Source organism: Methylomonas sp. PHL2-19 (genome assembly GCF_059331595.1).
The window spans coordinates 1,833,802-1,852,818 of record NZ_CP196839.1; the positions used below are offsets into that span (position 1 = coordinate 1,833,802).

Here is a 19,017-nt window from a genome sequence, read left to right on the forward strand (position 1 = left end):
CAATTTAAGAGGCCGGAAAAAATAGCGCGATGAAGAAATAACGGGTCGTTTTACACAGGGATAGGCAAGAAAATGAACGTCAAAAAACGCCGATACCTCCCACTGTTATTCGAGTGTGCCAACTTCGATGACGGCAGAAGTTGGCTTTTACCGTTGGTTAGAAAGCCTGGTTGGCAAAGGGGTTGAGACTGGGGCGTTGAACCACGTTAAAGCCAAATTCGGTGGCTTGGTGGCAGGCGTTGCAACCAGCGGTGAGCTTATCGTAATTGGCAATAAACTCAGCTTTGTTTTTGGCGTTTATCGCTTGTTCCAGCGCTGTGAGTGGCTGGTCGACATATTGGGCGATCAATTCCGGAATCGCTTGTTTGATCTGCTTATGCGTGGGGTGGTACTTACCGGCATCTTCCATCCCTTCGTGCAGTTCGTCGATTTCATAGGCCGCCAGTGCCCAGTTTTCGGCCTGACCGGCAAACCATAATTTGGCGTGGCGAGTGGCGGTTTGCGCCATGATTTCACCCAGGCCTGGTACGAAACCGGCGTCGGCGTGCTGTTCATCGTGGTGGTGATGGGAGGCACAGGCGGTTAGCGATAACACGCAAGCGGCCAGTATGGTCGATTTAAATCGGATTGGTGTCATAGGGGGTTCCTTTGCAAGACAGAGTGAAAGCAGGGTATTGACTACCGACGGTCGCGACATACGCGGCGCGCCGGCATCTTTTCGTTCGGCCCCTAGCATGTGGTTACGGCAGGCAGGCCCGTTGTGGTCGGAGCGACGAAATCGGGGTTAACGCGGTGTATGAGCTGGATTGGGCTTTAGCCAGCGCGGCACTAAGTAGGCCGCCAGTGCTATCAATCCGCCCAGCAACCCCACCAAAATCCATAGGCTATTGCCGCTAGTGGCCGTTGGTTCCACAAGCAAGCCAACGGTCAGCGGCATGTGAAGCGCGCTGATCTCCGGTGGCGTATGCAAGTCGTCGTCCTTGACGAACAGCACGGCTTGGTATTTACCCGGCGTTTTAAAATCCACTGTCGTCGTCAATACGCCTTGCTTAACCACGGCCATCGGTAATTCGGCTATGGATTGGCCGTCTTCGCGTAGTATTTTCAATGCCACCGGCTTCTTGCGTACATCCAGATCCAGCAAATCGATCGCAATCTGAGTTTTGCCGACGTGCGGCAGATCGACGCATTCGGCCTGAGGTACGGATTTGTCGTCCTTGGCACGATTAGGATCGATCTGGTAGGCGGCAAAATTGACCACGTAATAGTCATTGGTCAGCATGCAACCGTAAAGATCGTAGCTGCCGTTGGCGCCTTTGCGGTTACCGCCCAGCGGCACCGATGCCATAGCCAGTTGCAAGCCGGTCGTGAACAACAATAAAGCAGCGGAAAGTCGGCTGATACGAATCATGGTTTGGCCTCCCCGGGCGCCGATTCGGCGACGATGGAAAATTTGGAAACCCCGCTGACGATTAGCCCGTCTTCGGTAATCACCCGGTAGCGGGTGGCGTAATCGCCGGGCGGCAATGTTTGGGTGGTGGCGGTTAGCCGATGGCGTTCGCCGAGGACTAGGCGGGCATCGCCGTTGTCCACCCGCTTGCCTTGGGCATCGACGACGACGACCGAAGGTGAACGCTCGCCGACGTTACCACTGAACCAGAATTTCACCGTGCCGTCGAAACCGGTCACTTCGGCGTTATTTTTGGGGTCGGACTTTAACAGCACGCCTTCGGCAAGGCTAATTGGGCTGGCCAATGCCAGCAACACCGGGATGAATGGATTTAAAAGCTTACGCATGGAGTTTCCTTAGGGCAGGCCGAAGAAACCGGCGATGAACAGTACCAGCGGATCGGATAAGGGGTGAAAGAAGCCCAAGGTTATCGCCGCCAGACTAATGACGAAAACCCGGGTCCAGGTCGTCAGATCCAAATCCTGTTTGCGCCAGAGCAAATGAAATGCCAGCCAACTTAATAACCAGACGCCGATAGCCAGGGTTTCCTTGCCCGTATACGAGCCTATGCTGCCGTCCGGACCCTTGCCTTGCGAACCCGGAATCCAATAGCCGAAGCTATGCACTAACTTGTCCAGGCCGGGCGACAATCGCGAAATATGGTGGCTGACCATCAAGGTCAAAAATGCCAATAATAGGGCTAGGCTGGCCGCTACCACCGGCCCGGAATAGAGGGGCTCGTTATTGGAATCGGTTTGGTTTTGATTATGTATCACGCGGGTCACCGTCAAACAAAGCGCAGTTTGGCCAGTACCAAGCCAACCACGAAGCCGATCATCAGAAAACTCCATGACACCAGGATTGTGATGCCGACGAAGCGGGTCAGGTCGCGGCGCATTTGGATCGATAGGCCGTAGTAGTACAGTGTCGCGGTTGCCAATAGCATCAGCGGAAACGGGAATAGCGAGACGAATTCCTTGAATTCCATCAGCACGTTATGAATTGCCGGCACATGAGCCAATATCCAGTCGCGCGGACCGTCCTGTCCGCGGTAGCGCATATAGATCCAGTTGCCGCTAATCGCGCCGGCCAGATTTAGCAGGGTGGCGGCCAGCAGCCAGTGGCGCAACGATTCAAGTCTGACGTGCATGCCTTTTATCAACGGAATGGCACGATGGGTAAGATAGGTGCCGACCACGACAGCGAGGATAGCGCTCACGCCATGCACGCCGGCCTTCAGGCTATAGTCGCTCGGATACCAAAAGTCGGAAGCTGTTAATATCAACAGCAGTGTTAAGGCAATACCGACTTGGCTGCGAATGACGAGTTTGCTGAAGTTGTCGTGTATGTAATGTCCGGCGGACATGAAAAATGCCTCTTGTTGTTTTAATCGCGCCGGCAGTGCGGCGGGTATCTATATCGGCGTAAACGCCAGTGAATCAGGGCTTTGCGTTATAATCGGCGATCCCATAACAATAACGACAGGAGCCGACTTTGGAACGTTTTACCATTTCTCTCAACGACGATTTGGCCGCCGAATTCGATCAATGGATTGCAGCGCGCGGCTACTCCAACCGTTCCGAAGCTGTACGCGATTTATTGCGCAAGGAAATCGAAACCAAGCGCCTAAGCAAGGATGAAGCCATCTACAGCATCGCCACGCTGTCCTATGTCTACAATCATCATGAACGCAATTTAGCCGAACGCCTAACCAGCCTGCAACACAACGCCCACGACCTGGTCGTGTCGTCCATGCATGTGCATCTCGATCACGACGACTGCATGGAAACCTTGTTCCTGCGCGGCATGACTCAACGAATTCGGTCGCTGGCAGACAAAATGTCCGCCGAAACCGGTGTGCGCCACGCATCGCTAAACTTGGTGCCGGTGAAAATGGCAATGTCGCATCACCAGCATGGTCACCACGATCATGCTCACAGCCACTTTCATCCGCGTACTTGAAGGCCCGAGTTAGCGGCACGAGCAGTTTGTTGGTGAAGATAATAAGATATTTTATTAAATCTTCATAATTTTAAAAAATGTGACTTCTATCGTATGATGGTTTTCCGTTTTGTCCTACGTGGCGCATAGATCGAGCTTTAAGACCGATAAACCCAGATAAATCTCATGCAATTTCAGTTTCAAACCAAGCTAACAGAGTCAGCCCGCAGCCGTTTATGGCTTGCGTCGTGCCTGGCTTTGGCGTTTGGGTTGATATTTCCGTTGCTCAATAATTCTGGCGGTTTGGACAATATCGGTTGGAATAATGGCTTTAGTCATCCCTTGGGGGGCTGGGATCACCTGCTGACCATGTTGGCGGTGGGGATCTGGGCCGCGCAATTACGCGGTCAAGCGATCTGGATGTTGCCGTTGGCTTTTGTCGGCGTGATGAGCTTGGGCGGATTGGCCGGCGCGGCCGGGCTGACGATTCCCAGTGTCGAAGGCATCATCCTATTGTCTTGCGCGGTGTTTGCCGTGCTAATTACCCGCAAAATTCGTTTCAGCGCTAAGGTCAACGTCTTTATCGTCGCCTTTTTCGCGTTTTTCCACGGCTTTGCCCATGGCCAGGAAATATCTACGTCGGCTAGTTTGTTGTCTTACACGCTGGGCTTTATGCTGGCGACGCTGTTGCTGCACGGCGCCGGGATACTGGTGGCTAAATTGGTGGTGTTGACCGTTACCTGCTTGCTGACTTTGTTATTCTCGCAAGCCGCGATGGCCAGAGCCGCTGACGCCATGGTCAGCGACACCGGCAACATTACAACGCTAAATCAGAATACCAGTTCAACAGCGTTGAGCAACTGGACGGACTTATTCAATACCGGAGCGTTGGCCGAGCGGCCTGATTTTGAGCGGCAAGTAGCTGCGATGGGGCTGGATGATGCGGTTTCGGGCGGTCAAGCATTGGGTAGTCCGGCCGGATATTCGGCGACAAAGGCTTGCGCTACGGACGGTCAAACCCTTGGGCTCAGTGCTTCATTGAGCGCTTATTTGCAGAATCTGTCGGTGCTGTTCAAGGCTATCGTCGATTTCGATGGTCTGGCAGCACTGGGCAACTTACACTTCAGGCAGCTGTTTCCGGACATCAATCATACGCCGGGTACGCATTTGTCCAGCAGTGGCGTCGGTCGCACATCGCCGCCTGCCTATTCGAATTTCTTTGTTGTAAGCACCTCTTTTACTCTTCGCAAGTCCCCGGTTTCCACTGTTGAAGCGCCCCGTCTTCAACCGATTTTCGCCAGCACTCTCCTCGGCGATTTTAATACCCAATCATTTAACGAGTTACAGCCGGACGCTTTAGCGGCTGTGGTTTCCAGCAAGCAGTTTTCGCTCCCCGAGCCAGCGCTTTGCTCGGCACGTTTATTCCTCCCGGTTCATTCTCGCGCTGTCGGCGTTCAACGGCTCATAGCGCGCGGTTTAGAAAATTCGACCGATTTCGGTCCAGGCAATACCCCAAAAACAATAACAACTAAAACAATAACGCACATCGAGGAAGACCTTATGCAACACCCTGCCGGCGCTTCGCGTCACCCATCGCCTTTACTAAATACCTCCCGGAGCTGAGATGAAATCCTGCAATACCTATTTCAAAAAGAAGCACCTGGTCATCGGCCTGGAAATTATTTTAGGTCTGGCCTGTGCGGATCTGAACGCCGCACCAAATGCCGACGCGGAATCTGTCGAACAAACGGCGCAAGAGACCTCGCAACAGAGCACAAAGAAAGTCAAAACCGCTAAGTCAGAAGAACTGGAAGCGGTGCAAGTGGAAGAAGACGGCCGCGGCAAGAATCTGATCGGTATTGCGCCGTCGGCTTCGCAAGGCGAAGTCAGCCAGAAGCAATTTGAGTACCGGCCGTTCTCGCGTAACGGCGAATTGGTCGAAGTAGTACCCGGCGCCATCGCCACCCAGCACAGCGGCTCGGGTAAGGCCAACCAATACTTCCTGCGCGGCTTTAACCTGGACCACGGTACCGATTTCACGACTTATGTCGACGGCATCCCGATGAATATGACTACCCACGCCCACGGCCAAGGTTATATGGACATCAACAGCATCATTCCCGAGTTGGTGAAAAAAGTGGAATACGGCAAGGGCCCGTATTACGCGGAAGTGGGGGACTTCTCGGCGGCCGGTTACGCCAAAATGTTCAGTATGGACAAGTTGGATAAAGGCATTGCCAAATTTACCGCCGGTTCGTTTGATTACTACCGAACGCTGGTGGCCAACTCCAACAAGCTCGGCGATGGCGATTTGCTGTATGCCGGCGAATTCAATCTCTACAACGGCGTCTGGGAAGTGCCGGAAGATTCGAAAAAATTCAACGGCCAGTTGCGCTACACGCTGGATCGCGGCGACTGGGGCATGGCGATTAACGGCAAGGCTTACACCAATAGCTGGACCGCCACCAACCAGATTCCGCAAGCCTCAATAGATAGCGGCGCCATCGGACTGTACGGCAGCATGGACCCGACCGACGGCGGCGAGACCAACCGCTATAGCGCTTCGGCTAGCTTCTGGAACCAGGGCGGTAACTGGAAAAACGACGCGAATATCTACGCGGTCTACACCGATTTGAATTTGTTCTCCAATTTCAGCGGCTTTACCCGCGGCGGCGACGGCGACCAGATTTTGCAAACCGAACGCCGCGTGCAAACTGGCGGTCATTTCGAACACACCCGCTATAACAAGCTGTTCGGCTTTGAAATGGACAACAGCATTGGCCTGCAATTTCGTAATGACCAGATCATGGACTTGGGTCTATACGAAACCACAGCCCGGCAGATCGTCAATACCGTCAGCAAGAGCAATGTTGGTGTGACCACCGTGGGTACTTATTTCAAAAATACTACCCACTGGCACGATAAAGTCCGCACCATCGCCGGTTTGCGCGGCGATTTCATTAATAATGACGTCGAAGTGCTGGCCAGCGGCAGTGGCACGGCTGAGACCAACGCCGCTAACTCCGGCAGTCGCGGCAAAGCCATGATCAGCCCGAAATTGAGTCTGGTGGTCGGTCCCTGGTACAACACCGAATACTTCGCGAATATCGGTTACGGCTATCACTCCAACGACGCGCGCGGCACCACGCTGCAAGTGCATCCGGTCACCGGCACCGAGTTTGACCCCGATGGCAATGCGGTTAGTCCGCGCATCCGCCCGGCGGCCTGGTCGCGCGGCGGCGAAGTGGGTGCGCGTACCAATATCATCCCCGGTTTGAACAGCACCTTTGCCTTGTGGTGGTTGCAATCCAGTGAGGAGCTGGTGTTCGTCGGCGATGCCGGAACGACCGAAGTGAATGGTAAATCGCAACGCTACGGTATCGAGTTTACCAATTACTACAAACCCACCGAATGGCTGACGCTGGATGCCGACTATGCCTTGACCACGGCGCAATTCAACAAAGCACCGGATGGTGCGACCAATAAGTACATCCCCAATTCCGTGGGCCGGGTCATTAGTGCCGGTGCCCTGATCGAAGCCCCCAACGGTCTGTTCGGCACCTTGCGTTTCCGCCACTTCGGCAGCGTGCCGCTGGATGAATCCGGCGCGGTTTGGGCCGGCGATACCAACATCGTCAACTTGGGTGCGGGTTATAAGCAAAAGCAATACAAATTCGAGGTCGACATCTTCAATATTCTCGGTTCACAAAGCAACGATATTGCCTACAACTATGAATATAACTATCCAAACGGCGTTTCTGGCGCCGGCCTGATGAAACATCCGGTCGAGCCACGTATGGTGCGTGGCACCATCACGGTCAATTTTTAAGGATAGCCTGATGAAATTTGCTTCAACCCACTGGGCTATCAGCTTGATTGCAGTGTTGTTAACGCTGCAATCCGCCGGGGTTTATGCGCATCCACCCGGTCTAAGTTCGCTGGATGTAACGATCAACCCCGCGCAACTCGATGCCAAGGTGACTTTTGCCTTACAAGACATCGAAGCCTTTGCGCCGATGGATGCCGATTTGGACGCGGAGGTGACCGAAGCCGAGCGCGAAGCGGCCAAGCCGGCTATTGCCAAACTATTGGCCGAGCAACTGCGCGTGAATATCGATAGCCATGATGCTCTGCCCAGCGAACCAGGACAGGTCAGCTTTGACGATCAAAATAATGCGCGGGTGGAACTGCACTATCCGGGAGCTGTGCAAACCGCTTTGTTGGTACAGTCGAAGTTTTTGGCTTTGCTGCCCGACGGCCATCAGCAGTATTTGACGGTCAGGGACGCCAACGGCAAAGCGCTCAGCGAAAAAATGCTGGGCAAACACGACGATCAAATCAGTTTACCAATCGCCAACGCCGTGGCCGCGGAGTCCCCCCAAGCTCCGTTTGCGGCGTTCGGCGATTTTTTTAAGCTGGGTATCGAGCATATTCTCACCGGTTACGATCATTTGCTGTTTTTGTTCGCACTGTTGGCGGTCACTCACAGCTTTTGGCCGGCCTTAAAAATCATCACGTTTTTTACCGTTGCCCATTCCATCACGCTGGCTTGCGCCGGGCTTAATCTGATTGAACTGCCGAGCAGTTTCGTGGAGCCGTTTATTGCCGCGACGATTATCTATGTGGGGGTAGAAAACATCATCCGCGGCGACCATCCCAAAGGGCGGCATTGGCTGACTTTCGGATTTGGCTTGATCCACGGTTTTGGGTTTGCCGGGGTTTTGCAGGAAATGGATATTTCGTCCGGCGATACCGGGATTTTGTTGCCCTTATTGTCGTTCAACTTGGGCATAGAAACCGGGCAAATCGCCGTCGCGGCTATCGTGTTGCCGATGATCTGGTGGCTAAATAATAAGATAGAGACGGCCGAGAAGTTTTTGAAAGCCGGTTCGATTGCGGTCAGTTTGATGGGCGCATTCTGGTTGGTGGAGAGAACCATGCTGTAAAGAAAGCCCAAGGCGGGAGGCTAACCCGCAATAACTGGCACAAGGCCGGCTCCCGCTGGCCTGATCAATCCTTATCAAAAAAACGGTTCATAAGAGCCACGGATTGCTATTGCCTGTCGTTTGGGTAAACCGGTGATGGGGCTTTGGGTAAGCGCTTGAGAAAAATAGATTTTTTAATAAAACAACAACAATTTTATAGAGGAGGAAGGCCGTGGAACTCACCCATACGCTAGAACAAATTCTTTACATGATCTCGTCGTCGCTCTACTTGCCGGTATTGCTGATCGTCACCTTGCTGGCAGCGTATTCGATCTACACCTGTGGTCGTCTGGCCCAGGAATGGCTCGAGCGGCGCCAGGCCGGATCGCGTACCGTGCGCTTATTTAATCTCGATCTGGCCGTCGCGCTGGGGCGCCAGCAACGCGCCAATGCCGCGCCGCTGGATGTGGAATTGGAGTTGCTGTTGCAAACCCACGAACATCGGCAATTAATCAAACTGGATCAGGTGCGTTTCGTCATTAAATTGGGGCCAGCGCTGGGCTTGATGGGTACTTTGATTCCGATGGGGATTTCGCTGGCGGCCTTGGCGCAAGGCAATATTCCCAGCATGGCCGGTAGCATGGTCACCGCGTTTACCGCTACCGTCACCGGTTTGGGCTGCGGCGTGATCACCTATCTGGTGGCTTTGGTGCGCGAGCAATGGCTGCGCGCCGATTTCGCGGCTATGCGCCATCAAGCCGAGCTGGCCGCCAGCCGGACTCTGGACGCGCCGGATTTGACAATCGAGGAGGACGGCCATGCGCTATCTGAGACGCTCTAGTCTGCATCGTAACAGCGAGCCGCTGGAAGATCCGATTGCCGGCGTCGCCAATCTGTTCGACGCCAGCGTGGTGTTCATCGTCAGCATGATGGTGGCCTTATTCATGGCCTACAACATGCTGGATTTGATGAATCCGGAATCCACCGTGACGATGACCAAGGAAAACGCCGACGGCACCATGGAAATCGTCAGCAAGAAAGGCTCGCAAATCAAAGTGTCCAAAGTCACCGACCGCAAACTTAGCGGTTCCGGCGAACGATTAGGTACTGCGTACCGCTTGAACGACGGTAAGGTGGTTTATGTACCGGAATAAGTGCTGGCTTTGGCTGCCGGCTCTGCTGCTATGGCTGGCCGCAAGCAGCGCTTTCGCCGAAACGCCGCTCAACCTTAGCCTGATTCTCGGCGATCTGGACTCACAAACCGCTGTCGCCGCCACCGCTAAACTGCAAAATGATCCGCTGTTGCAAGGCGTCAAGTTGCGGGTGTATTCCAGCTCCAAATTGGCGCAAGCCGATCAGGCCGAATTGCAACAATCCAATCTGGTGCTGGCGCAAATCACCGGCCGCGGCATTCTGCGCGAGGGCGGCGAGGTGTTTAAACAGATCGCCGCGCATGGCGGCAAGCTGTACGCGGTGGGTTTGAGTTACGACGCCGATTTCGCCGATTACGGCCTGCAACTGGATAAGGACCTGCAAGCCTATATGTCGGCCGGCGGCGCCGACAATGCCGCCAATATGATCCGGCTGGCCTTGGCCAAATTCAAAAACGTCCAGGCCGACATTGCGCCGCCGCAAGCCCAACCGGAGATCGGCGCCTTCGATGTGCGCAGTAATAAGCTGTTTGCCGATTTCGACAGCTATCAAAAAGCTTACGCGGGTTTCAAAGCAGGCCAACCGTGGATAGCCATTTTGTTTTACCGTTCCTCGGCGCTGTCCGGCCAGACCGATACGGTAAAAACTCTTGCCGAAAATCTGGAGGCCAAGGGCTACAACGTGTTGCCGGCGTTCGGTTATCCCTACGACAAAACCCTGGAAAAAATGCTGGTCGACGGCAACGGCAAATCCCGCGTCGAAGCCATCGCCGCGTTGGCTCTTAAAATCGGTGCCAGCCCGGACAAAACCGTGCCGACCTTGACCCGCTTGGGCGTGCCGGTATTGAACGGCATCGCCTTGAACAGCCAAAGCCAGGCGCAATGGACCGAATCGGCCACCGGCCTGGATGTGATGGAACGGGCTTGGCAAGTGGCCTTGCCGGAATTTGCCGGCGAAATCGCCCCGACCGTAGTCGCCAGCAAAGAAAGCGTGCACGATAAAGCCACCGGCCAGGATTTCGTCCGGGAAACGCCGATTCCGGAACGCATCTCCCGTTATGCCGACCGCCTGGATAAATGGGCGAAGTTGCGGCATACCGCCAACGCCGACAAAAAAGTCGCGCTGCTGTATTACAACTACCCGCCCGGCAAGGAAAACATCGGCGCCTCGTATTTGAACGTGCTGCCTGAATCGCTGTTGAACATCATGCAGCGCATGCGTCAGGAAGGTCACCAATTGGGTGATGCGCCGACAGACGGCGCAGCCTTGAAAGCCGCCGTGAAGAACCACGGTATCAATCTGGGTAACTGGGAGCCGGGCGCGATTGCCGAAGCCGCCGCCAGCGGCCGCGCGGTGTTGTTGCCGATCGAAGATTACCAAAAATGGTTCGCCACGTTGCCGGAAACCTTTAAAGCCGCCATGCTCAAGTCTTGGGGCAAACCGGAAGACAGCAAAATCGGCGCCTGGACCGATACTAAAGGTAAACACTTTTTGATCCTGCCTGCGCTGCAATACGGCAACTTGCTGCTGGCACCGCAACCGTCGCGCGGCTGGGAGCAGGACGTCAAAAAGCTGTATCACGACGTGACCATGCCGCCGCACCATCAATACGTAGCGTTTTATCTGTGGTTGCAAAAAGGCTACCGCGCCGACGCGATGATCCACCTGGGCACTCACGCCACCCACGAATGGCTGTCCGGCAAGGAAGTCGGTTTCACCGCCGCCGATCCCGGCGAAATTTTGATGGCCGACGTGCCGCAAATTTACCCCTACATCATGGACGACGTCGGCGAAGCTTTGCAGGCCAAGCGCCGAGCGATGGCCACCATCATTTCGCATATGACGCCGCCGCTGGACAAGGCCGACTTGAATCCGGAGCTGGCCAAACTGGCCGGCTTATTGGACGACTACAATGTCGCTGCGCAAAAAAGCGAGCAACTGGCGAAGATTCGTTTGGACGAGATCAATCAAATCGCCGCCAAGGCCGGCTTGTTGAAGGACCTGAAAATGGAGCGAGCCGAAGACGAGGAGCAACTGGAAGAACTGGAGCATTATTTAAAGGAAATCCGCGAAAAGAAAGTGCCGATGGGTTTGCATACTTTTGGCAAAGCGCCGGACGAAGCGGCCAGGCAGCGTTTCGCCGAAGCCATCGTCGCCCGCGATCCGAAATTGAAAGGCGAGGCTTTAAAGCAAAAAATCCAGGCTACCGCCAAACTGATTGCCGATAGCGCCAACGCCGAAATGAACGCGCTGATGGATGCGCTGGCCGGCCGCTACATCCCCGCTGGCAGTGGCGGCGACCCGTTGCGCAACCCGGACGCCTTGCCGACCGGTAAGGATTTGTACGGTTTCGATCCGTCGCGGATTCCCAGCGAAGCGGTTTACAACGAAGGCGCGCGGCTAGCCGAGCAAGTGGTCGCCGACTTTAAAAAGCAGCACGGCCACTATCCCGAGCGCTTGGTGTTCAATTTGTGGGGCGTGGAAAGCTCGCGCCATGAAGGCGTGATGGAAGCCGAAATCATGCATCTTCTCGGCGTCAAACCGCACTGGGACGAACGCGGCCGTACCCAGGGCGTGGACGTGATTGCTCGCGACAAACTGGGCCGGCCTCGCGTCGATGTCACCATCATCCCGTCCGGCTTGTACCGGGATTTGTTTGCCTCGGTGATCAAACTACTGGATCAAGCCGAAACCAAGGCGCAGGAACAGGACGAGCCGGATAATCCGTTACGCCGGCATATCCAGGAAACCCAGGCCGAATTGGTCAAGCGCGGCTTGAAGCCGGAGGAAGCGCTAGACATGGCCTCGGCCCGCTTGTTCAGCGTGCCGTCCGGCGCTTACGGCACCAATCTGGACCGAGCGATTCCGTTGTCCAATACCTGGACCGACGAAAAGCAACTGGCCGACGTGTTCTTTAACCGCATGCACCACGTCTACGGCCGCGGTCATTGGGGCGAAGCAGCCAGCAAGGACGCGACGCTGGCTGTGGACTTGTTCAAATTGTCGTTGAAGGATACCGATGCGGTGATCCACAGCCGCTCCAGCAACGTCTACGCCACACTGGACGGTGACGACTTCTTCCAATATCTGGGCGGTACCGCGATGGCGGCAAGGCAAGTGAACGGCAAAACCCCGGAAGTGTTGGTCGCCGATCTGGCTGACCCAACTGCGGCCAAGACCATGAGTTTGGAGCGTTATCAGGGGCGGGAGATGCAGAGTCGCTACCTGAACCCGAAGTGGATAGAGTCGATGTTGAAGGAAGGTTACGCCGGCGCCCGCTTCATCAATATGGTCGCGGAAAACCTGTGGGGCTGGCAGGTGACGGTGCCGGAAGCGGTTGGCGCCGAAAAATGGCAAGCCATGTACGAGACCTATGTCGAGGACAAATACCAGCTCGACATCCAGAAAAAGTTCGAGCAAGCCGACAACTTGCTGGCTTATCAGGCCATGGTGGATCGGATGCTGGTAGCGATCAACAAAGGTTATTGGCAGGCCGATCCGGCGGTGAAAGCCAAGCTGGAGCAGGTTAACCGGGAAGTCATCGCCAAGGCCGGCGTGGCCTGCAACAAGGACACCTGCAGCAGCCCGGAGATCACCAAGCTGGCCGAGCAACAGGATGCGGCCAAAGCCGCCAAAGCCGCCGCGCCCGGTGCGCAAGCGCAGCCACCGGCACCCGTAGCGGCTCAAACGCCACCGCAGCCTACTCAATCTCAACAGCCGCCAGCCGCTCAGCAACCGCAGGCTCAAGCACAAGCCGCGCCGGATGCCGCCAAGCCTCTGGAAGGTTATGAGATGGAAGAGAAAAAAGCCGCCAGCGAAAGCACTGAACAGCAACAAACCTTGAGTTCGGCGCAGAGCTGGTGGTTGAGTTTTGCGATCTTGCTGTTGTTTGTTGCCGGTTATTGGCACGGCAGTTGGGAACAGCGGAAGTACAAAGCCTAGCGCTTGGCTGGAAAAACCCTGGCCTCCTTGTTACAGCGAGGGCGGTAACTCAGGAAATTCGGCAGCCATCATCCCCGTTTTCGTTGGGATGATGGCCACAGGGATTTTAGGGGGCTCACGTAGGCTCGATATGAATAGTAGCGTGGCGCCTCAGGGGGGAAATTCAAGTAGGGGCCTGTTCTTGATGTAAGAAGAATTAAAAATAAATCTAACATGACCATGAAGCGCCGTTTTTTTATAAGGTGCATTACCGGAGGAATCGACTTTGTCTCGTTTACACGTAATAACGCTGCTGGCCCTGACCAATTTGGCTTACAGCAATCAAATCCTGGCAGAAGATAGCGATCAAAGCGTCGTGGGGCCAGCCGAAACCGCTAACACCGACAATCCGGCCAGCAACGATGAGTCGCTGGGCACGATGGTGGTGACCGCCACGCGCTCGGAAATCAGTGCATCGATGGCGCCGGCCAATGTCAGTGTCATCACCACCGAAAATACCGAAAACCGCCTGACCCAACGGATTGGTGATGCGTTGAAGGACGTGCCGGGGATATATTTGCGGGGTAGTGCTTATGGTACGAGTATGCCAGGCTCCAGCTTAAGTTCCTCAGCATTTCATGGTGTCAGTGGTACCAATCGATCACTGTTCCTGGTTGACGGCTTGCCGGTGAATCTGCCCAATAATGGCAGCGTCGATTGGAACATTCTGAATATGGACGACGCTCAGCAAGTGGAATATGTCCCTGGACCCTTTTCAGCGCTGTACGGTAGTGGCGCGATGGGCGGTGTACTGAATGTGATCTCCAAAGTCCCCACTAAGCGCGAAGGACGTCTGTCATTTGGTGCCGGTGGCGCGGCTGTTGATCAATGGGGCATCAAAGGCCGTTACCGGGATCGTTTCGAAAACGGAGTGGGGATTTCCGTGACCTTCAACCACATGGATAGCGATAACTGGGCGGTGTCGGATTACGTGACGGCTTCGCCGGTTAGCTTTACGCCACCGGCTAGCGTGATACCGAATCCGGTAGTCAGAGCGAATACGGCTACCGCGTTAAGAAACGCCTCGACACCGGTATTCGGTGCCATTCCGACCGCAACCACCCTAGGTGGCTCGACCTACATCATAGGCGACAAAGGGGAACGCCCTTGGGAGCAGAACACCGCTTCCTTGCATCTCTATTACGATTTGACTGATAGCACCGAGATTGATGGCGGGATGAGCTGGAGCCGCAGCGAAACCAGCGCAGGGACGTTTAACAGTTATTTGACCACTGCCGGAGGCTCGCCAATTGCAATCGCTAACGGAAACCCCACTGTCAATTCAGTCGCCAGCGTGGCCGGCCTGGCGCAAAGCAACAACTTGAATTTGAATGGCCAACGTCTTTCCGTCTACGAACAGCAGTTATTACATTTCCTGCCTTCCGTGGAAGATACGCGGCGATATTTTGCGCACCTGAAACATGATTTTGGGCATGACGTGAAATTGAATGTCGATTTTCAATACATGGATCACGAGACTTATTCGCCTAGCCCAAACAGTGCGGCGTTCGACGATACCTTAAGCGGTGGCAGAGGCCAGTTAACCGTCACGCCTAGCCAACGGATCGACGGTAATGTGGCATTGCGCTTCCCGTTTTTGTGGGATCAACGTAACTTTGTCACGGTCGGTTTTGGCGCAAACCACAACAATTTGGAAGGCCAAAAACGTTTGGCCTTGAGTAATTGGCAAGATTGGTCCTCAGTGACGAATACTGTTTACGATGGCAAGGGCGAGTCGAGTATTTACTCCGCCTTTATTCAGGACGAAATTTGGTTGCGTAAAAACTTGATTGCTCATCTTGGCGTTCGTTATGACGACTGGTCAACTTCCGGTTCCATCGTACAAAAGGCTACTGTCACTTCCACGGGTACCACCACTAACCTGACGCAAACATACAGCGAACGTTCCGTGTCGCAATTTAATCCCAAATTCAGTTTGACCTGGTTGCCGGCGGATGGCTACAAGTTGTTTGCTTCAACCGGTTGGGCATTCCGTCCACCCACCAACTCGGATTTGTATTCGACATCGCAAACGGCTAGCGGCAGTGTTTTTACCTTGACGCAAGCCGGGCCGAATCTGAAACCGGAAACCATGTATTCATGGGAAGTAGGCGGAGAGGCAACACCGATTGAGGGTACAACGATTGCCGCCTCGTATTTTCACCATTACATTTCTGATTTGATTTACCGTAAAGATACGACATTAAGCGCAACCAATCGGCTTCAGGAGCGGCAAAATGCGGGTGAAGCGGAGGTTGAAGGCGTGGAGGCCAAATTAAGGCAGAAATTGTATTGGGACTGGCTGCATTTTACGGGAACCTACACCTTAAACGACTCGATAATTACCAAGAACGAGGCGAATCCGCTGTCGGTTGGCAAACAGATGGTGTTGTTGCCGGAGACCATGTTCAGTGGCGGCTTGGATGTCAAATATGAGCATTGGAGCGGTGGCATTATTGGGCGCTATGTCAGCCAGCAGTATACGAACGACCAAAATCTGGATCAAAGGGCCGGCGTCCCAGGGAGTTACGACCCTTATTTTCTGGTCGATACCCGTATTGCTTATCAAGCGACGAAAAATATCGATCTGTCGTTTTCGGTGAATAATCTGTTGGATCGGGAATATTCCTCTTTTTACCAACAAGCCGGCCGCACCGTTTACGGGGAAGTGTCTTACAGCTTTTAATGTGCGTGACTGTCGCCTCCGGCGCAATCTGCTCCGGATATTCGGTTTGCGAGTATCCGGAGTAATGGCTATTGGTAGTTTATAGTCCTCGCTTAGCGTGCACAGTTCACAAAAATTGGCAATGTAAGCGCCGGCTTTGCTGTCTTCATCTGTTCTTAATCTTTTCCTAATCAAGACTTAAACATTGCTCTCTAGAATCAACTCATAGATGAATTATTCTCGATCAAGGGGATTTATGTTTAGAGTGGCAAGTGTCGTTGTAATGAGTTTGTTGGTTTCGCCAATAGCCATCGCTGACGGGCATGGGCGAGGTCATCACAAACATCACCACCATGACCGGTACGTCGAGGTCGAGCGGGTGTATGTACCGGGGAGGGTTACGCAGTACGTCCCGGCACCGCCGCCCGCGCCGCGCTACGACCGATACGACCAACGCTCCACTCAGGGCTTGGTAGGTGGCGCGTTAGGCAGTGCGGCGGGTTACGAGATGAGTAGAGGCGATCCGTTGGGAGCCGGCATCGGTGCCGCCGCCGGCGCCTGGATCGGCAACAGTATGAGCCGTTAATCAGCTACCGCCAATCAATTAACCGGTTTTGAATTTTTGGATGACTCATGCGACAGGAGGACAAAATGAGAATAAAAAATGGTAAAAAATATCAACAAGAACAGTACAGTAGAGTAGAAAAGTTTTTGAATGTATTGTTGTTTTTTGTCGTTGCCTACTATAGCTACTATGTGTTGTCTTTCTCCCAAATGGGGGCTTGAGACCACTGGCGGTTGCGGTTTATTGGCCGTTTGCGTTCCTGCCATACAGTCCGGATAAGCAAACGCTAGATCGAATTAGAACCCTGCAAGTCCCAGACTTGCAGGGTTTTTTATTGCCGGTTGTTGGGCAATATCGAAGATACATCTAAAAATCGTAATTCCGGAACAAACTGCCCATCGATCCGTTCTCCACGACACGGGGGCTTCGGATATTCAATCCCAGCCCTTGATTGTGCTGGCTGCGCTTAGTTTATTCATAACCTGTTCAAGCCGTTGACAAGGCCGGACCCAACTGATAGCTTTGCTGTCTGGCACTCACCAATATCGAGTGCTAACGGAATTTGGGGGATGACGTGGCTGGCGGACAAGATTTAAACGAAAGATCGCTGTATTTATTAAAAACCTTGGTTGAGCGTTATATCCAGGACGGCCAGCCTGTTGGTTCGCGTTTGTTATCTAAAGATCCGCAGTTAAAGCTGAGCCCCGCCAGCATTCGCAATGTGATGGCGGATCTGGAAGAGATGGGTTTGATCCATTCCCCGCACACATCCGCCGGCAGAGTCCCGACCGTGAGCGGCTATCGTTTATTTGTCGACAGTTTGTTAACCGTCAAGCCGCTGGCATCCAGCGAATTGGATCAACTGCAACATGGCCTGAAAGGGGAGGCGGATAAAGCCAGTGACGTGTTGAATAAGGCTTCCAAATTATTGTCCGACGTAACGCGGATGGCCGGCGTGGTGACTTTGCCGCGCAGAGAAAGCGTCACCTTGCGGCACATCGAATTTCTGCCTATGTCCAATACCCGGGTGTTGGTGATTTTCGTCACCGACGACCAGGAAGTGCACAATAAAATCATTCATACCCACAAGCAATTCAGTCCTGCGGAATTACAACAGGCAGCCAACTATTTGAATTCGGTTTATTCCGGCCGCAGCTTGGCGAAAATTCGCGATTTGGTGGTGCGGGAGATGGAGCTCGATCAGCGGCAGGTCAATCAAGGCATGATGGACGCGGTGAACATGGCGCAGCTCACCTTCAGCGAACAACCCAACGACGACTATGTGTTGAGCGGCGAAACCAATCTAATGGGCTTTTCCGAGTTGTCGGATATGGAACGACTCAAACAGTTGTTCGAAGCTTTTAGCCAAAAGCGCGGCGTCATTCATTTATTGGATCAGTGTCTACAGGCCGAAGGCGTGCAGATTTTTATCGGTGAAGAGTCCGGCTATAGCGCATTCGATCATTGCAGCCTGGTGACGGCGCCTTATTCGGTGAATGACGAAGTGGTGGGGGTGTTGGGCGTGATCGGCCCCACCCGAATGGCGTATGAAAAAGTGATTCCGTTCGTGGATGTGACGGCAAAATTATTGGGCGCGGCCTTGAATCCCAAATAAATGGCCCTATCGTTAGGCCAACTAAAAAATTTAGAACCATGGAGTAAGTAATGAGTCATCAGCAATCGAGCCACGAACCCCAATCGGATAGCGATTTGATCGCCGAAGTTTTGGAACAGACCAAGCCAATCGACGCCGACGAACAGTCAACCGAAGCCTCTGGTGCCGCCCCAGTCACTGTGGAAGCCTTGCAGGAACAATTGGAGCAGGCCCAGCAACAAGCTGCTGCGAATCTGGATAAAGCCATCCGCACGATGGCCGAGATGGAAAATTTAAAAAAGCGCGTGCAAAAAGACTTGGACGACGAACGCAAATACGGTCTGGCCAAATTTGCGAAAGAACTGCTGAGTGTTCTGGATAGTTTGGAATTAGGCCTGCAAGCGGCAACCGGCGATAGCCCGGAGATAGTGAAACTACGCGAAGGCAGTGAATTGACCATCAAGCAATTCGAGTCGGTATTTGCCAAATTTAATATCGAAACCGTCGACCCCATCGGTCAAGCATTCAATCCGGAATTGCACCAGGCGATGGTCATGCAGCCAAGTGCCACCGCCCAACCCAATACCGTATTAAACGTCTTCCAAAAAGGCTATGTGTTGAACGGCCGTTTATTGCGCCCTGCCATGGTGGTGGTGGCGAAAGCCGAGGACAAACCTGCCGATAGCGCAAAAATCGATGAGCAGGCTTGAAATTAAGACGATCAACCGCATATCGCTAACAACT

Annotated in this window: 17 protein-coding genes; 12 read left to right on the forward strand and 5 right to left on the reverse strand. The window is 53.9% G+C overall.

The window, feature by feature from the left end:
- Positions 1–157 precede the first annotated feature (157 nt).
- The 5 genes from ACR02O_RS08730 to ACR02O_RS08750 all read right to left on the reverse strand — a co-directional run bounded on the left by ACR02O_RS08730 (position 158) and on the right by ACR02O_RS08750 (position 2,816).
- Positions 158–637 (reverse strand): hypothetical protein, encoded by a 480-nt coding sequence (locus ACR02O_RS08730; protein ID WP_033155590.1) that lies wholly within the window; start codon positions 635–637, stop codon positions 158–160.
- A 147-nt stretch (positions 638–784) separates the two neighbouring features.
- Positions 785–1,411 carry a hypothetical protein gene (locus ACR02O_RS08735; protein WP_033155589.1) on the reverse strand — a complete coding sequence of 209 codons (627 nt, stop codon included), beginning with the start codon at positions 1,409–1,411 and terminating at the stop codon, positions 785–787.
- Positions 1,408–1,797, reverse strand: coding sequence for a copper resistance CopC family protein (locus ACR02O_RS08740; RefSeq protein ID WP_033155588.1), 390 nt, complete (start codon positions 1,795–1,797; stop codon positions 1,408–1,410). The genes ACR02O_RS08735 and ACR02O_RS08740 overlap by 4 nt, the downstream gene beginning before the upstream one ends.
- Positions 1,798–1,806: 9 nt before the next feature.
- Complete coding sequence (locus tag ACR02O_RS08745; protein ID WP_033155796.1) at positions 1,807–2,226, reverse strand: hypothetical protein; 420 nt, start codon at positions 2,224–2,226, stop codon at positions 1,807–1,809.
- Between the two features lie 11 nt (positions 2,227–2,237).
- Positions 2,238–2,816 (reverse strand): hypothetical protein, encoded by a 579-nt coding sequence (locus ACR02O_RS08750; RefSeq protein WP_033155587.1) that lies wholly within the window; start codon positions 2,814–2,816, stop codon positions 2,238–2,240.
- A gap of 128 nt (positions 2,817–2,944) precedes the next feature.
- Here ACR02O_RS08750 and nikR point away from each other — a divergent pair, with 128 nt between their 5' ends.
- The 12 genes from nikR to grpE all read left to right on the forward strand — a co-directional run bounded on the left by nikR (position 2,945) and on the right by grpE (position 18,983).
- Positions 2,945–3,412, forward strand: a complete 468-nt coding sequence (nikR, locus tag ACR02O_RS08755) for a nickel-responsive transcriptional regulator NikR (RefSeq protein ID WP_494523215.1) — start codon at positions 2,945–2,947, stop codon at positions 3,410–3,412.
- A 165-nt stretch (positions 3,413–3,577) separates the two neighbouring features.
- Positions 3,578–5,014: a HupE/UreJ family protein gene (locus ACR02O_RS08760; protein ID WP_101054831.1), complete on the forward strand. Its 1,437-nt coding sequence runs from the start codon at positions 3,578–3,580 to the stop codon at positions 5,012–5,014.
- 1 nt (position 5,015) lies between these two features.
- Positions 5,016–7,220 carry a TonB-dependent receptor gene (locus ACR02O_RS08765; protein ID WP_101054834.1) on the forward strand — a complete coding sequence of 735 codons (2,205 nt, stop codon included), beginning with the start codon at positions 5,016–5,018 and terminating at the stop codon, positions 7,218–7,220.
- A 10-nt stretch (positions 7,221–7,230) separates the two neighbouring features.
- Positions 7,231–8,337, forward strand: coding sequence for a HupE/UreJ family protein (locus ACR02O_RS08770; protein ID WP_033155584.1), 1,107 nt, complete (start codon positions 7,231–7,233; stop codon positions 8,335–8,337).
- 211 nt (positions 8,338–8,548) lie between these two features.
- The gene (locus ACR02O_RS08775; RefSeq protein ID WP_033155583.1) at positions 8,549–9,157 is read left to right on the forward strand and encodes a MotA/TolQ/ExbB proton channel family protein; all 609 of its coding nucleotides are present in this window, start codon (positions 8,549–8,551) and stop codon (positions 9,155–9,157) included.
- The gene (locus tag ACR02O_RS08780; RefSeq protein ID WP_026147208.1) at positions 9,135–9,470 is read left to right on the forward strand and encodes a DUF2149 domain-containing protein; all 336 of its coding nucleotides are present in this window, start codon (positions 9,135–9,137) and stop codon (positions 9,468–9,470) included. Before ACR02O_RS08775 ends, ACR02O_RS08780 begins: the two co-directional genes overlap by 23 nt.
- Positions 9,457–13,410 carry a cobaltochelatase subunit CobN gene (locus ACR02O_RS08785; protein WP_494523216.1) on the forward strand — a complete coding sequence of 1,318 codons (3,954 nt, stop codon included), beginning with the start codon at positions 9,457–9,459 and terminating at the stop codon, positions 13,408–13,410. Before ACR02O_RS08780 ends, ACR02O_RS08785 begins: the two co-directional genes overlap by 14 nt.
- Before the next feature lie 265 nt (positions 13,411–13,675).
- Positions 13,676–16,135, forward strand: coding sequence for a TonB-dependent receptor (locus ACR02O_RS08790; protein WP_494523217.1), 2,460 nt, complete (start codon positions 13,676–13,678; stop codon positions 16,133–16,135).
- A 262-nt stretch (positions 16,136–16,397) separates the two neighbouring features.
- Complete coding sequence (locus ACR02O_RS08795) at positions 16,398–16,700, forward strand: glycine zipper 2TM domain-containing protein (RefSeq protein ID WP_319963101.1); 303 nt, start codon at positions 16,398–16,400, stop codon at positions 16,698–16,700.
- Between the two features lie 65 nt (positions 16,701–16,765).
- Positions 16,766–16,900 carry a hypothetical protein gene (locus tag ACR02O_RS08800; RefSeq protein WP_275899126.1) on the forward strand — a complete coding sequence of 45 codons (135 nt, stop codon included), beginning with the start codon at positions 16,766–16,768 and terminating at the stop codon, positions 16,898–16,900.
- 353 nt (positions 16,901–17,253) lie between these two features.
- Positions 17,254–18,294 carry a heat-inducible transcriptional repressor HrcA gene (gene hrcA / locus ACR02O_RS08805; RefSeq protein WP_033155579.1) on the forward strand — a complete coding sequence of 347 codons (1,041 nt, stop codon included), beginning with the start codon at positions 17,254–17,256 and terminating at the stop codon, positions 18,292–18,294.
- A 50-nt stretch (positions 18,295–18,344) separates the two neighbouring features.
- On the forward strand, positions 18,345–18,983 hold the full coding sequence (gene grpE, locus ACR02O_RS08810) for a nucleotide exchange factor GrpE (protein ID WP_319963102.1): 639 nt from the start codon (positions 18,345–18,347) through the stop codon (positions 18,981–18,983).
- The last annotated feature ends 34 nt before the right edge of the window (positions 18,984–19,017 follow it).

What these genes read in the sequence shown, in the direction of transcription:
- ACR02O_RS08795 (WP_319963101.1), top strand. Translation starts at nt 16,398, where the DNA reads ATGAGTTTGTTGGTTTCGCCAATAGCCATCGCTGACGGGCATGGGCGA.
- ACR02O_RS08760 (WP_101054831.1), top strand. Translation starts at nt 3,578, where the DNA reads ATGCAATTTCAGTTTCAAACCAAGCTAACAGAGTCAGCCCGCAGCCGT.
- ACR02O_RS08765 (WP_101054834.1), top strand. Translation starts at nt 5,016, where the DNA reads ATGAAATCCTGCAATACCTATTTCAAAAAGAAGCACCTGGTCATCGGC.
- ACR02O_RS08780 (WP_026147208.1), top strand. Translation starts at nt 9,135, where the DNA reads ATGCGCTATCTGAGACGCTCTAGTCTGCATCGTAACAGCGAGCCGCTG.
- ACR02O_RS08770 (WP_033155584.1), top strand. Translation starts at nt 7,231, where the DNA reads ATGAAATTTGCTTCAACCCACTGGGCTATCAGCTTGATTGCAGTGTTG.
- ACR02O_RS08740 (WP_033155588.1), bottom strand. Translation starts at nt 1,797, where the DNA reads ATGCGTAAGCTTTTAAATCCATTCATCCCGGTGTTGCTGGCATTGGCC.
- ACR02O_RS08750 (WP_033155587.1), bottom strand. Translation starts at nt 2,816, where the DNA reads ATGTCCGCCGGACATTACATACACGACAACTTCAGCAAACTCGTCATT.
- grpE (WP_319963102.1), top strand. Translation starts at nt 18,345, where the DNA reads ATGAGTCATCAGCAATCGAGCCACGAACCCCAATCGGATAGCGATTTG.
- ACR02O_RS08730 (WP_033155590.1), bottom strand. Translation starts at nt 637, where the DNA reads ATGACACCAATCCGATTTAAATCGACCATACTGGCCGCTTGCGTGTTA.
- ACR02O_RS08785 (WP_494523216.1), top strand. Translation starts at nt 9,457, where the DNA reads ATGTACCGGAATAAGTGCTGGCTTTGGCTGCCGGCTCTGCTGCTATGG.
- ACR02O_RS08800 (WP_275899126.1), top strand. Translation starts at nt 16,766, where the DNA reads ATGAGAATAAAAAATGGTAAAAAATATCAACAAGAACAGTACAGTAGA.
- ACR02O_RS08735 (WP_033155589.1), bottom strand. Translation starts at nt 1,411, where the DNA reads ATGATTCGTATCAGCCGACTTTCCGCTGCTTTATTGTTGTTCACGACC.